Source organism: Streptomyces araujoniae (genome assembly GCF_050871195.1).
Taxonomy (GTDB): Bacteria; Actinomycetota; Actinomycetes; order Streptomycetales; family Streptomycetaceae; genus Streptomyces; species Streptomyces bacillaris.
In genome coordinates this window covers 4,651,547-4,663,701 of sequence record NZ_CP194070.1, presented here as the reverse complement: position 1 = coordinate 4,663,701, position 12,155 = coordinate 4,651,547, and the positions used below count along the sequence as shown (strand labels likewise).

Annotated in this window: 10 protein-coding genes; 5 read left to right on the top strand and 5 right to left on the bottom strand. The window is 73.7% G+C overall.

Annotated features, from left to right (window positions below):
* Window positions 1–25: 25 nt before the first annotated feature.
* Complete coding sequence (fepB, locus tag ACQ9ZG_RS20005) at window positions 26–1,066, bottom strand: Fe2+-enterobactin ABC transporter substrate-binding protein (protein ID WP_109914088.1); 1,041 nt, start codon at window positions 1,064–1,066, stop codon at window positions 26–28.
* A 224-nt stretch (window positions 1,067–1,290) separates the two neighbouring features.
* On the opposite strand from fepB, the gene ACQ9ZG_RS20000 reads away from it, so the two are divergent.
* The 3 genes from ACQ9ZG_RS20000 to ACQ9ZG_RS19990 all read left to right on the top strand — a co-directional run bounded on the left by ACQ9ZG_RS20000 (window position 1,291) and on the right by ACQ9ZG_RS19990 (window position 5,460).
* Complete coding sequence (locus tag ACQ9ZG_RS20000) at window positions 1,291–2,484, top strand: flavin-containing monooxygenase (RefSeq protein ID WP_499280989.1); 1,194 nt, start codon at window positions 1,291–1,293, stop codon at window positions 2,482–2,484.
* A 323-nt stretch (window positions 2,485–2,807) separates the two neighbouring features.
* On the top strand, window positions 2,808–4,346 hold the full coding sequence (locus ACQ9ZG_RS19995) for a M28 family peptidase (RefSeq protein ID WP_109916993.1): 1,539 nt from the start codon (window positions 2,808–2,810) through the stop codon (window positions 4,344–4,346).
* 163 nt (window positions 4,347–4,509) lie between these two features.
* Window positions 4,510–5,460 (top strand): AraC family transcriptional regulator, encoded by a 951-nt coding sequence (locus ACQ9ZG_RS19990; RefSeq protein WP_028416803.1) that lies wholly within the window; start codon window positions 4,510–4,512, stop codon window positions 5,458–5,460.
* A gap of 77 nt (window positions 5,461–5,537) precedes the next feature.
* Here the strand turns inward: ACQ9ZG_RS19990 and ACQ9ZG_RS19985 are convergent, their stop codons facing one another.
* On the bottom strand, window positions 5,538–6,410 hold the full coding sequence (locus ACQ9ZG_RS19985; RefSeq protein ID WP_109914706.1) for an NAD(P)H-binding protein: 873 nt from the start codon (window positions 6,408–6,410) through the stop codon (window positions 5,538–5,540).
* Window positions 6,411–6,738: 328 nt separating this feature from the next.
* On the opposite strand from ACQ9ZG_RS19985, the gene ACQ9ZG_RS19980 reads away from it, so the two are divergent.
* Both ACQ9ZG_RS19980 and ACQ9ZG_RS19975 read left to right on the top strand, forming a co-directional pair.
* The gene (locus tag ACQ9ZG_RS19980; protein WP_109916947.1) at window positions 6,739–8,976 is read left to right on the top strand and encodes an acetate--CoA ligase family protein; all 2,238 of its coding nucleotides are present in this window, start codon (window positions 6,739–6,741) and stop codon (window positions 8,974–8,976) included.
* A 146-nt stretch (window positions 8,977–9,122) separates the two neighbouring features.
* Window positions 9,123–10,007 carry an enoyl-CoA hydratase/isomerase family protein gene (locus ACQ9ZG_RS19975; RefSeq protein WP_258312341.1) on the top strand — a complete coding sequence of 295 codons (885 nt, stop codon included), beginning with the start codon at window positions 9,123–9,125 and terminating at the stop codon, window positions 10,005–10,007.
* Window positions 10,008–10,176: 169 nt separating this feature from the next.
* On the opposite strand, the gene ACQ9ZG_RS19970 is transcribed toward ACQ9ZG_RS19975, so the two are convergent.
* From ACQ9ZG_RS19970 to ACQ9ZG_RS19960, 3 genes are all read right to left on the bottom strand, one after another.
* Window positions 10,177–10,371 carry a ferredoxin gene (locus ACQ9ZG_RS19970; protein ID WP_084993072.1) on the bottom strand — a complete coding sequence of 65 codons (195 nt, stop codon included), beginning with the start codon at window positions 10,369–10,371 and terminating at the stop codon, window positions 10,177–10,179.
* Window positions 10,372–10,453: 82 nt separating this feature from the next.
* On the bottom strand, window positions 10,454–11,398 hold the full coding sequence (locus ACQ9ZG_RS19965) for a pyridoxamine 5'-phosphate oxidase family protein (protein ID WP_109916229.1): 945 nt from the start codon (window positions 11,396–11,398) through the stop codon (window positions 10,454–10,456).
* Window positions 11,399–11,447: 49 nt separating this feature from the next.
* Window positions 11,448–11,903: a VOC family protein gene (locus ACQ9ZG_RS19960; RefSeq protein WP_109916230.1), complete on the bottom strand. Its 456-nt coding sequence runs from the start codon at window positions 11,901–11,903 to the stop codon at window positions 11,448–11,450.
* Between the last annotated feature and the right edge of the window lie 252 nt (window positions 11,904–12,155).

Here is a 12,155-nt window from a genome sequence, read left to right as displayed (position 1 = left end):
AGGTTCACGTCGCTCCCGGCCACCGTCAGCCGAAGGCCTTCTCGATCTTGTCGATCAGGTTGCCCGCGCTGTAGTAGTCCAGCCGGAAGGTGTCCAGGCCGAGGTCGTACACCCGCTTGTCCTTGACGGCGGGCAGGTCCTTCCAGACCGGGCGCGCGGTGGCGGCGGTGATCTCCTCGGGGGTGTGGCTGACGAAGAGGAGCGAGCTGTCCTTCTCGGTGTCGGCCACCTTCTCCTGGCTGAACTCGGCGAAGTCCGAACGGCCGCCCTGCGTCTCGCCCTTGCCCGCGGGGGGCTCCAGCACCGTGAAGCCGAGCGAGGTGAGCAGCCGGCCCTGGGCCGACTCGGGGGTGAAGACGGTCATGGCGGACTGGTTGTCGCGGACGAGCGCGGCGGACTGCTTCGGCACGGTGATCGCGGCCTTGACCTCGCCGACCCGCTTCTCGTGGGCGGCGACGACCTCGGTCGCGCGCTTCTCCAGGCCGAGGTCCTTGCCGAGACGGGCGGTCAGGTCCTGCCAGGAGACGTCGTCGTGGCGGTAGAGGAGGGTGGGGGCGACGACGGAGAGCTTGTCGTAGAACTTCTCGGCGTTCTCCGCACCGGAGGAGGCGCCGATGATGAGGTCCGGCTTCAGCGCGAGGACCTTCTCCACGTCGGGCTCGAAGCCCTGGTAGGCGACCTTGACGCTGTTCTTGGCGGCGGCCTCGGACCACTGGGTGAAGAAGCCCTGCTGGTCGGTGATGACCGAGGGCGGAGTGGCCTGGGAGGCGATGACCGGGGCGTCGAGGGCGAGCAGGTGGCCCGTCATGGTGACGCTGACCGAGACGATCCGCTTCGGCTGGGCGGGGACCTTCTCAGCGGTTCCGGCGTCGTGCTTGACGGTACGGGTGGCGGCGGCGGCCTTGTCGCCGCTCTTCTCGCCCTTGGCGCTCGCGTCGCCCCCGCCACCGCAGGCGGTGAGCGCGAGGAGCCCGGCGGCGACGACCGCCGCGCCCTTGAGTCCGGCCCGGAGCCCCGGGAACCCGCCCCGACCGGTCGTGGTCCGGGCCGACTGTCTGCCGTTCATGTGCGTTCCACCCTTCGACCGCCTGGTGGGCGCGCGGCACGGCACCGCGCGACGGCCCCCCGGTGGTCACCTCGCGTCGAGCGAAGCAAGGTTAGCCTTACCTTAGATGGGGCGAGGGGCGCGCATGACCGCAAACGCCGCATCACGCCCCCCGTGATCAATTCGCAATCGATTTCCACCTTGACCGAGACCCATCAACAGAGCGGGCGATTACGCTCCGAACCATGCCCAACAGCCCGTCCCCCAGCGGCCGCACCGACGCCGTCGCCCTCACCGACCGTACGGACGACCGCCCCGTCTACGTCATCGGCGGCGGCCCCGGCGGTCTCGCCACCGCCGCCGCGCTCCGGGCCCGGGGCGTACGGGCGGTGGTCCTGGAGAAGGCGGACCGGATCGGCGCCTCCTGGCGCGGCCACTACGACCGGCTGCACCTGCACACCACGCGCCGCTGGTCGGCGCTGCCGGGGCTGAGGATGCCGCGGAAGTTCGGGCGGTGGGTGGGCCGGGACGACCTGGTGCGGTATCTGGAGAAGTACACCGAGCACCACGAGCTGGAAGTGGTGACCGGCGTCGAGGTGACCCGGATCGACCCGCACCCCGACGGCTCGGGCGACTGGCAGCTGACCGCCACCGGCGGCCGGGTCCTGCGCGGCCGGGCGGTCGTCGTCGCCACCGGCTTCAACCACACCCCGCGCATCCCGGAGTGGCCGGGGCGCGACACCTTCACCGGCGAGCTGCTGCACGCGGCGGAGTACCGCAACCCGGCCCCGTACGCCGACAGGGACGTCCTGGTCGTCGGCATCGGCAACACGGGGGCCGAGATCGCGGCGGACCTGGCGGAGGGCGGGGCGGCCCGGGTGCGGATCGCGGTGCGCACGGCCCCGCACATCGTGCGCCGCTCCACGGCGGGGTGGCCCGCCCAGGCGACCGGCATCCTGGTCCGCCGGCTGCCGGTGCGGCTGGTGGACAGGGCGGGGTCGCTGCTGGCCCGGGTCGCCGTGCCGGACCTGTCGGCGCAGGGCCTGCCGCGCCCGGAGAAGGGGCTGTACTCACGGGTCCGCGAGGGTGCGATCCCGGTGCAGGACGTGGGGCTGATCGACGCGGTGCGGAACGGCCGGGTCCTTCCGGTGGCGACCGTCGCCTCCTTCGACAAGGACGCGGTGGTGCTGGCCGACGGCACCCGGCTCACCCCGGACGCGGTGATCGCGGCGACCGGGTACAGCCGGGCCCTGGAGCCGCTGCTCGGCCACCTGGACGTACTGGACGGGCGGGGGCGGCCGGTCGTCCACGGCGCCCGCACCCCGAAGCAGGCCCCGGGGCTCTACTTCACCGGCTTCACCAACCCGATCAGCGGGATGCTCCGCGAACTGGCCCGGGACGCCGAGAAGATCGCGAAGCGGGTGGCACGGGCGCACTGAGGTCCGGGGTGGGCGGAGGCGCGGGTCCGCCGAGGTCCGCGGCGGCCTGAGGCACGGGTGCGCTGAGGTCCGCGGCGGCCTGAGGCACGGGTGCACTGAGGTCCGGGTGGGCGGCGGCTCGGTTCTGCGGGGCCGGCTACGTGGGTCCGGGCCCACCGCTCCGGTGCTGCGGCACCCGGCGTAGATCAAGGACACGCCGGAGTGACTACGGCGACATGATGACAACTGTGTGATTAATGGCCTGAGTTGTAGCGCGGCTGTTCCCAGGTCGGCGCGGAGATCGCTAGCTTCCGGTCAACTCGTCTGCACCGGGAAGGACTTCTGTGAGCGCCTCCGTTCGAAGATCCGTCGCCGCCCTCGCCTCCGCCGCCCTCGTCGCCCCGCTCCTGCTGGTCTCCGCCTCACCCGCCTCCGCGCACCGGGACCGGGCGGCCGAGGACGCCGCCGCCCTCTCCCGGACCCTCGTCCGGGACGCGTCCGCCGCGAGCGCCGGCAAGCATCTCGTGGCCCTCCAGGCGATAGCCCGGGCGACGGGCGGCCACCGGGTCGCCGGCTCGCTCGGGCACGACCTCTCCGCCGCCTATGTGCACACGCTCCTCAAGGCGGCCGGGTACGACGTCTCCTACCAGACGTTCGACTTCGTCTACACGGAGACGCTGGCGGAGAAGGCGTCGGTCCTCTCCCCCACCCCGTTCGACGCCGAGATCAAGGCGCTCACCTACACCACCTCGACCCCGGTCGGCGGGATCACCGCCGAGCTGGCCGCCGTACCGGTCGACGAGGACGGCACCACCGGCTGCGAGCCCGGCGACTACGCGGCGGGCGCGTTCACCGGCAGGATCGCGCTGATCAAGCGCGGTGGCTGCACCTTCGGCGCCAAGCAGGCGCAGGCCGCGGCGGCGGGTGCGGCCGGAGCCATCATCTACAACAACATCGACGCCGGGTACGGCCCGCTCTCCGGCACCCTCGGCGGCCCCGGCGACGGGAAGATCCCCACCGCCGGGATGAGCAAGCCCGACGGGGACCGGCTCGCCGCCGACCTCGCCCGCGGACCGGTGACCATCTCCTTCGAGGTGCGCCAGCTCCAGGAGACCCGTACGACCCGGAACGTCATCGCGGAGACGCGCGGCGGCGACCCGGCCGACACCGTCGTCCTCGGCGCCCACCTGGACGCGGTGAAGGCGGGTCCGGGCATCAACGACAACGGCTCCGGCTCGGCCGGGCTGCTGGAGGTCGCGCTGAAGCTGGCCAAGAAGGAGAAGCAGCCGCGCAACAAGGTGCGGTTCGCCTGGTGGTCGGCGGCGGAGAGCGGCCTGTTCGGCTCCGCGCACTACGTGGACGGCCTGACCCCCGCGGAACGCCAACGGATCAAGCTCTACCTGAACTTCGAGATCATCGCCTCGCCCAACTACGGCCTCTTCGTCTTCGACGGCGACAACTCCGACGGCCTCAACTTCCCCGAGGGCCCGACCGGTTCGGAGCAGATCGAGCGGGATATCACCACGTTCCTGGGCGACCGCGGCCTCCCGACGGCCGGAACGCCCTTCATCGGCCGCTCGGACTACCACCCCTTCGTCCTGGCGGGCATCCCCTCCGGCGGCACGACCACGGGCGCCGAGGCGCTCAAGTCGCCCGCGGAGCAGGCGAAGTGGGGCGGCCGGGCGGGGGTCGCGTTCGACCCGAACTACCACGCGGCCGGGGACACGCTGCACAACATCAGCATGAAGGCGTACGACATCAACATCGACGTCATCGCGCACGCGGTGGGCACGTACGCGCACGACCTGGGAGCGCTGAAGAATCCGCGGCCGACGGTGGCGGGCCGGCAGCAGGCACCGGCGTACGCGACGGGTTCGCGGTGACCCCCGGATCGACCGGCCTGGAATAGCCGGTCGGGGATGACCGGCCGCAGATGACCGGCCTGGGACGACCGGTCGGAGATGACCGGTCGGGAGCGCGGGCCCCGAGCACCGGCGTGGGGCCGGGGGCCGCGCCCCGTGGGCGTTTCTGCCTATCGTGACGGCCATGGACGTGTTCGACGAGCTGTTGCAGGGCGTGCGGGGCCGAGGAGCGGTGTTCGGCCGGTCGGTGCTGTGGCCGCCGTGGTCGCTGCGCTTCACGGACGGGGCGTACCTGACGCTCTGCCTGCCCATGCGCGGGGCCGGGTGGATCGTGCCGGAGGGCGGTGAGCCGCTGCGGCTGTCGTCCGGGGAGGCCGCGATCGTACGGGGTCCGGCACCGTTCACCTTCACCGACGACCCGGCACGGCTGGACGACCCGACGGCGGGCGTACGGGAGGTCCACTGGCAGGACGAGGCACCTCCGCCCTCCGGACCCGGCCCCGAACTGGCGGGCCCGACCGTGCTGTTGGCCGCCGCCTACGACGTACGGGCCGAGGTGCCCCGGCGTCTCCTCCAGGCCCTGCCGCCCGCTCTCGTCGTCCCCGACGAGGACGACTGCGGGCCGCTGCGCGACTATCTGGCCGCCCAGATCGGCGGCGCGCGGCCCGGTCACCAGATCGTGCTGGACCGGCTGCTCGACTGGATGCTCGTGTGCACCCTGCGGGACTGGTTCGACCGCCCGGAGGCCGAGCCGCCCCGCTGGTACGGAGCCCTCGGCGACCCGGTCGCGGGGCCCGCGATCAAGGCGATGCACGACGACCCGGCGCACCCCTGGACGACGGCGGAGCTGGCGGCCCGGGCCGGGGTCTCGCGGACGACCCTGGCGAAGCGGTTCACCGAGCTGGTCGGGGACGGCCCGGTGGCCTATCTGACCGAGTGGCGCATGACCCTCGCCGCCGACCTGCTGACCGGCCCGGACCTGACGGTGGCGGCGGTGGCCCGCCGGGTCGGCTACGCGGACGCCTTCGGCTTCAGCGCGGCCTTCAAACGGCTCCGGGGCGAGAGCCCGACCGCCTACCGCCGGGCGGCGACGGCGACACGGGGCGAGAGCGGGCGGAAGACCCCGGCGGGGTGAGCCCCGGGACCCGGAGCCCGGCAGGACGAGCCCGCCGCGCCCCGGGGTCCGACGGGTGGGCCCGAGGGAGGGCGCGGTCAGCCCCAGGCCCCCTCCGCCGCCGCGTCCCGGAAGACGTCGGACACATCGCGCGGGGGGCGGCCCAGGGCGCGGTGGACGCCGTCCTTCAGCGGGGCCTCCCGGCTGGTGCGGATCGGGTCCAGGGCGGCCGTCCAGAGGTCGGCCTCCACCTCCGTCATACCGCGTACGACCAGCGCGTCCCGGAACGCGGACTCCTGCAGCGGGGCGTAGGCGGCCCGCCGGCCGGAGGCCTTCTCGATCTCGTCCAGGACCTCGGGGACGCTCAGGGCGCGCGGGCCCGAGAGTTCGTACACCTCGCCGTCGTGGCCGTCCTCGGTGAGCGCCGCCACCGCCACCGCGGCGATGTCGTCCACGTCGATGTAGGCCGCCCGGCCGTCGCCGACGGGGAGGGCGAGTTCACCGTCGCGTACGCCTTCGAGAAAGACGCCCTCGCTGAAGTTCTGGGTGAACCAGCCGGGGCGCAGGATCGTCCAGGCCAGGCCGGAGGCGCGTACGGCCTGCTCGCCCCGCAGGTGCGGGCCGTCGTCGAGGAGCGGGGAGCCGAAGTAGCCCGGCACGTCGACGCCCCGGGCCGAGAGCAGCACCAGCCGCCGCACCCCGGCCGCCACGGCCTGCTCGACGAAGGCGGGGGTCGGGGAGGGCTCGGTGTCCAGCGGGACGATGTAGACGGCGGCCGCCCCCTCCAGGGCGGGCGCCCAGGTGTCCGGCGACTCCCAGTCGAACCGGGTCCCGCCGGACCGCGAGGCCTCCCGGACCTCCACTCCCAGGTCACGGAGGCGGGCCACCACCCGGCGGCCGGTCTTGCCGGTGCCGCCGAGCACGAGGACGGGGGACGAAGGCTGCGCTGCTGCTTCTGTCGGCTGTGTCATGGCTCCAGCCTCGCCCGGTGGACCGCACCCCGCCATGGGTCAGCGTCCGGGAGGGATGTCCGGCCGTCCGGCCCGCGACCGGGCCCCGGCCCCGGCCACCCCGGCGATGTGCGCTCCGGACCGGGGGCACCCCCGCGCTCCGGGCGGAGGGCGTCTCCGCGACACCCGCCCCGGCCGGACGGCGCGCCCGAGCCTTTGCCTGCACGACCATTCCTGACGGAGCGTCAGTTCAGTAAACTGACAGAGCGTCAGTTCATCGTGCCGGTCCCGCGGTACACCGGGCACCGGCCGACGGACTCCATCGAGCAGGACAGGAGTGGGCGGAACGATGCTCGGATCGACTCACGGCACCCTCACCACCGACTTCCGCGCCCGGGTGGTGGCCTGCGGCGAGGAGCCGCACGCCTCCGTCGTCAGCCTGCCCACCGCCACCCGGCAGGGCGGGCTCGACGTCAGCGGGCGGCCGCTCCAGCTGGCCGTGCCCGACCTGGACCGCTTCTTCCGGCCGCGCTCGGTGGCCGTCGTCGGCGCCTCCGACGCCGAGGGGCGGCCCAACGCCGGTATCACCCGCCAGCTCATCGCCTGGGCCGAGCGGGTCGGGGCACGGCTGCATCCGGTGCACCCGGCGCGGCAGACCGTGTTCGGGCTGCCCTGCGTGGCCTCGGTGGCCGAGCTGGCCGGGCTGGACGAACCCGTCGACCTCGCCGTCCTGCTGGTCGCCGACCCGCTCCCGGTCGTCGAGGAGCTGGGCGAGGCCAAGATCCCCTTCGCCGTGGCCTTCGCCTCCGGGTTCGCGGAGACCGGGGAGGCGGGCGCGGTGGCGCAGGCCCGGCTGGCGGCGGCCGTGGAGCGGTCCGGGGTGCGGCTGCTCGGGCCCAACACCAACCTGAACGCCTTCGAGCGGTTCCGGGACGACCTGGAGGGCCCCGCCATCGCCCTCATCACCCAGTCCGGGCACCAGGGCCGCCCGCTCCACACCCTCCAGGAGCTGGGCATCCGCCTCTCGCACTGGGCACCCACGGGCAACGAGGCCGATCTGGAGACCGCCGACTTCCTCGCGTACTTCGCCCAGCGGCCGGAGGTCGGGGCCATCGCCTGTTACGTGGAGGGGCTGAAGGACGGCCGCGCCTTCCTGCTCGCCGCCGACCGGGCCGCCCGCGCGGGGGTGCCGGTGGTGGCGGTGAAGGTGGGGCGTACGGAGGCGGGGGCCGAGGCCGCCGCCTCGCACACCGGGAAGCTGACCGGGGCGGACCAAGTGGTGGACGCGGCGATGCGGCAGTTCGGGGTGGTCCGCGTGGACGGGCTCGACGAACTCCAGGACACCGCAGCCCTGTTGGCCCGCGCCCGGCCGCCGCGGGCCGAGGGCGTCGCCGTGTACTCCATCTCCGGCGGCACCGGCGCCCACTTCGCGGACCTGGCCACCGCCGCCGGGCTCACCCTGCCCGCCCTCTCCACCGCCAAGCAGGACGAGCTGCACACCTGGATACCTGACTACCTCAACGTCGCCAACCCCATCGACAACGGCGGCCACCCAGTCGGGGACTGGCGCGGCCGGAAGATCATCGACGCGATCCTCGCGGACCCGTCCGTCGGTGTGCTCGTCTGCCCGATCACCGGCCCGTTCCCGCCCATGAGCGACCGCCTCGCGCAGGACCTGGTGGACGCCGCCGAGGCCACCGACAAGCTGGTCTGCGTGGTCTGGGGCTCCCCCGTCGGCACCGAGGACGCCTACCGTACGACCCTCCTCGGCTCCTCCCGCGTCGCCACCTTCCGTACGTTCGCCAACTGCGTCACCGCCGTGAAGGCCTATCTGGACCACCACCGCTTCGCCTCCGGCTACCGCTCCCCCTTCGACGAGGCCCCCCGCACCCCCTCCCCCTCCTTCCGCAAGGCGCGCGGCCTGATGCGGCCGGGCCGGCAGCTCAGCGAGCACGCGGCGAAGCAGCTGCTGCGCGCGTACGGGATCCGGGTGCCGCGCGAGCAGCTCGTCACCAGCGCGGCGGGCGCCGTCCGGGCGGCCGGACCGGTCGGCTACCCGGTCGTGATGAAGGCCTCCGGGCCGCACCTCGCGCACAAGACGGAGCTGGGCCTGGTGAAGGTCGGGCTCACCTCGGCCAGTCAGGTGCGCGACGTCTACCGCGAGTTGACCGACATCGCCCGGTTCGAGTCGGTCGACCTGGACGGCATCCTGGTCTGCCAGATGATCGACCGGGGCGTCGAGATGATGGTCGGCGTCACCCACGACCCGCTCTTCGGCCCGACCGTCACGGTCGGGCTCGGCGGGGTGCTGGTGGAGGTGTTGCACGACACGGCGGTACGGGTTCCTCCCTTCGGCGAGAAGGAGGCCCGGGACATGCTCGGCGAGCTGCGCGGGCGGGCCCTGCTGGCCGGGGTGCGCGGCGGTGCGCCCGTCGACGTGGACGCCCTGGTGGAGGTGGTGCTGCGGGTCCAGCGGATGGCCCTGGAGCTGGGCGACGACCTGACCGAGCTGGACATCAACCCGCTGGTGGTGCTGGGGCGCGGGCAGGGCGCGGTGGCGCTGGACGCGCTGGCGGTGTGCCGGTGAACGCGGAGCCGGTACGCGCGGACGCCGCGGGAGCGGAGCCCGTACGGAGGGAAACCCCGGGAGCGGAGCCCGTACGGAAGGAAACCGTGGGCGCGAAACCCGTGCCGAGGGAAACCTCGGGCGCGGAACCCGTGCCGAGGGAAGCCGTGGGCGCGGAACCCGTGCCGGGGGAAGCCGTGGGCGCGGAACCCGTACGCGCGGACGCCGCGGGGGCGGCTCCGGCGGGGGGCGCCCTCCCGGACGACACCGTCCGCCACTCCACCACCGCCTCCGGCGTCTCCTGGATCACCCTCAACCGGCCCGAGGCCCTGAACGCCCTCACCCCGGAGCAGCGCGAGCGCGTCATCGCTCTGCTCACCGACGCCTCAGCCGACCCCGCCGTCCGGGCCGTCGTGCTCACCGGCACCGGGCGCGGCTTCTGCGCGGGCGCCGATCTGCGGGGCGCCCCGGACCGGGTGCGCGAGCGGCTTCCCGGGGACGTGGCCCGTACCGTCCGGCTCGGGGCGCAGCGGCTCGTCGCCGCCGTGCTGGACTGCGAGAAGCCGGTGATCGCCGCCGTCAACGGGACCGCCGCCGGGATCGGCGCGCATCTCGCGTTCGCCTGCGATCTGGTGCTGGCGGCCGACACCGCCAGGTTCATCGAGGTGTTCGTCCGCCGGGGGCTCGTGCCAGACGGCGGCGGCGCCTATCTGCTGCCCCGGCTGGTGGGGCCGCAGCGGGCGAAGGAGCTGATGTTCTTCGGGGACGCCCTGTCGGCGGTGGACGCTGAGCGGATCGGGCTCGTCAACCGAACGGTGGGAGAAGGGGAGTTGGAGGCGGTGGCCGCCGCGTGGGCCGAACGGCTGGCCGCCGGGCCGACCCGGGCGCTCGCCCTGACCAAGCAGCTCGTGAACGACGCGCTCACCAGCGACCGGACGACCGCGTTCGCGGCGGAGGCGGCCGCCCAGGAGATCAACATGGCCACCCGGGACGCGGTGGAGGGCGTGGCCTCCTTCACCGAGCGCCGCACCCCGGACTTCCAGGGGCGTTGAGCGGCCCCTCGGGGGGAGGCGGAGGAGCCATGTACTCCCCCTGTTCCGCGACCTGTTCCGCCAACGACCGCCATTACGCGGCCAGTCGGGAAATCCGGCCGGCGGACAGCCGGGCGGCGGCGGCCCGGCCGACGGGGCCCCGGCGGTCACGAGGACGGCCGGCGCCCCCTCACGGGGCGGGGACCACGGTGATGGCGCGGACCGGGCAGGAGGCCGCGGCCTTCGCGATGCTGTCGCGCAGCGCGTCGTCCGGCGCCGGGTCGTACCGGAGGTACTCGTCGTCGTCGAAGGAGAAGCTCTCGGGAGCTGCGAAGACGCACTGGCCGTGGCTCTGGCAGACGTCCATGTCCACGGTGATCCGCATGGTGACTCCGTCACAGGTAGGGCGGGTGGAAACGGCTGAACGGCGATACGGGAGGGGAGGAGGGTGCTGCGGCCGGGTGGGGTCAGGCGGCCGGCGGGTTGAAGCGGGAGTAGGCGGGCGCGGACCAGCGCAGCGGGGAGGCCGCCGTCACTTCCCGTACGGCGGTGATCTCGAACTCCACCAGCCGCTGAGCCCCGGGGTGGCGGGCCGCCTCCTCCGCGTCCCAGACCGTGCGGGCCGAGCCCGTGAGGTGGAGGGAGGTGCCGGTCTCCCACCCGGGGACAAGGAGACCGGCGGCCGGGTTGAGTTCGAGGTTGCCGAGGGTCAGGAACATGCCGTTGCCGACGTAGTCGGGCCAGCGCAGCAGCCGGGGTGAGAGCACCCGGACGAAGCCCGGGTTGCCGCCCCGGTGCGAGGCGTCGGCGTCACCGTCCGGGGAGGCGGTGGCGACGAAGAAGGTGTCGGCCTCCCGCAGGGTCCGCTGCTGGTCCGGGCTCAGCTCCGTGGAGTCGACGGCGTCCCGGGGGGCCGGGGCCGCCGTCCCCGCAACCGGGTGGTGGTCGCGTTTCTGGATGTACTTGGGGCAGTTGGAGAGGACCTGGTCGAGCTCGACGCGCAGGCCGTCGCCGTCGCGGACGGCCCGGCCGTTCATCCGCATCCGGCGCCGGGTAGCCGGCTCGATGCCGATCATGCCGATGCGGGCGGCCTCCGGGCCGGAGCCGGAGCCTGCCGCGGCACCGGCCCGGCTCAGGACCGCGGCTAGGGGGTCCTCCGGCGGGGGCAGCGTCCCGATGCGCAGGGTGTGCGGGCCGGGGACGGTCAGGAAACCGGGCTCCCCGGTGAGCTGGGTGGCCCAGATCCGGCCCCCCTCGTCCGTGCCGCCCACCACCACATGGGGCTGCTGCGCGAGGAAGGCCACCGCCACCTCGGGGACGGTGTTGCCGATGACGACCCGCGCGTGCCCGGCTTCGCGGGCGAGGCCCGCCCGCGCCTGTACGGCGATCTCACCGTGGTGGTAGCCGCCCATGGTCCTGCCTTTCGCCGGAGGGTGGAGCGTGTCGGCCCGGTCCGCGGGGCTAGAAGAAGCCGCAGGTCGGGGCACCGGTGGTGGGGGCGGCCGCCGGGTCGGCGCCGGTGAGCGCGTAGACCTCCAGGCGGATGCCGTCGGGGTCGGCGAAGAAGATGCCGCCCGAGGTGGCGCCCTCGCCGTGCGGCACGACGCCGTCGTAGGCGAAGTCGGCGCCCAGGGTGCGCAGGACCTCCTCGGTGGCCCGTACCTCCTCGACGGTGTCCACCTGGAAGGACAGGTGGTGCAGGCCCGGCAGCCCGGCGGGGAAAGCGCCCTCGCTCTGCTGCCACAGCGTCACCAGGAGACGGGAGCCGCGTCCGAGGAAGGCGTGGCGGCGGCCCTCCTCCTTGCCCTCGCCCAGCACCTCGAAGTCGAAGACCTCGCGGTAGAAGGCGATCGAGCGGTCCAGGTCGGTGACGTTGAGGCCGATGTGGCCGGTCCGCAGGTTCTCCGCCTTGCTCATGGTCGATCCCCATGCTTTCGGTCAGGGCCGCGAGGTGATCTCGTAACCTGTAAAAGTGAATTTAATGGTTAGACGCAGAGGCAGTCAACCGGTGATCTTCGCTTGGCCGGTTATCATCGACGTGCCGGTCCCGACCGGACCAGGCTCTGCACCGGGCCCCGGACCAGGCTCCGGAGCCGGACTCGGAGCCGGACCAGGCCACGACCCCGGACCCAGCCCCGGACCCGGGCCTTCGGTCGGCCCCGGAGCCTC

Coding starts and splice junctions, on each gene's coding strand:
- ACQ9ZG_RS19960 (WP_109916230.1), bottom strand. CDS start 11,903: ATGAGCAAGGCGGAGAACCTGCGGACCGGCCACATCGGCCTCAACGTC.
- ACQ9ZG_RS19990 (WP_028416803.1), top strand. CDS start 4,510: ATGGACGTGTTCGACGAGCTGTTGCAGGGCGTGCGGGGCCGAGGAGCG.
- ACQ9ZG_RS19965 (WP_109916229.1), bottom strand. CDS start 11,398: ATGGGCGGCTACCACCACGGTGAGATCGCCGTACAGGCGCGGGCGGGC.
- fepB (WP_109914088.1), bottom strand. CDS start 1,066: ATGAACGGCAGACAGTCGGCCCGGACCACGACCGGTCGGGGCGGGTTC.
- ACQ9ZG_RS19980 (WP_109916947.1), top strand. CDS start 6,739: ATGCTCGGATCGACTCACGGCACCCTCACCACCGACTTCCGCGCCCGG.
- ACQ9ZG_RS19970 (WP_084993072.1), bottom strand. CDS start 10,371: ATGCGGATCACCGTGGACATGGACGTCTGCCAGAGCCACGGCCAGTGC.
- ACQ9ZG_RS19985 (WP_109914706.1), bottom strand. CDS start 6,410: ATGACACAGCCGACAGAAGCAGCAGCGCAGCCTTCGTCCCCCGTCCTC.
- ACQ9ZG_RS20000 (WP_499280989.1), top strand. CDS start 1,291: ATGCCCAACAGCCCGTCCCCCAGCGGCCGCACCGACGCCGTCGCCCTC.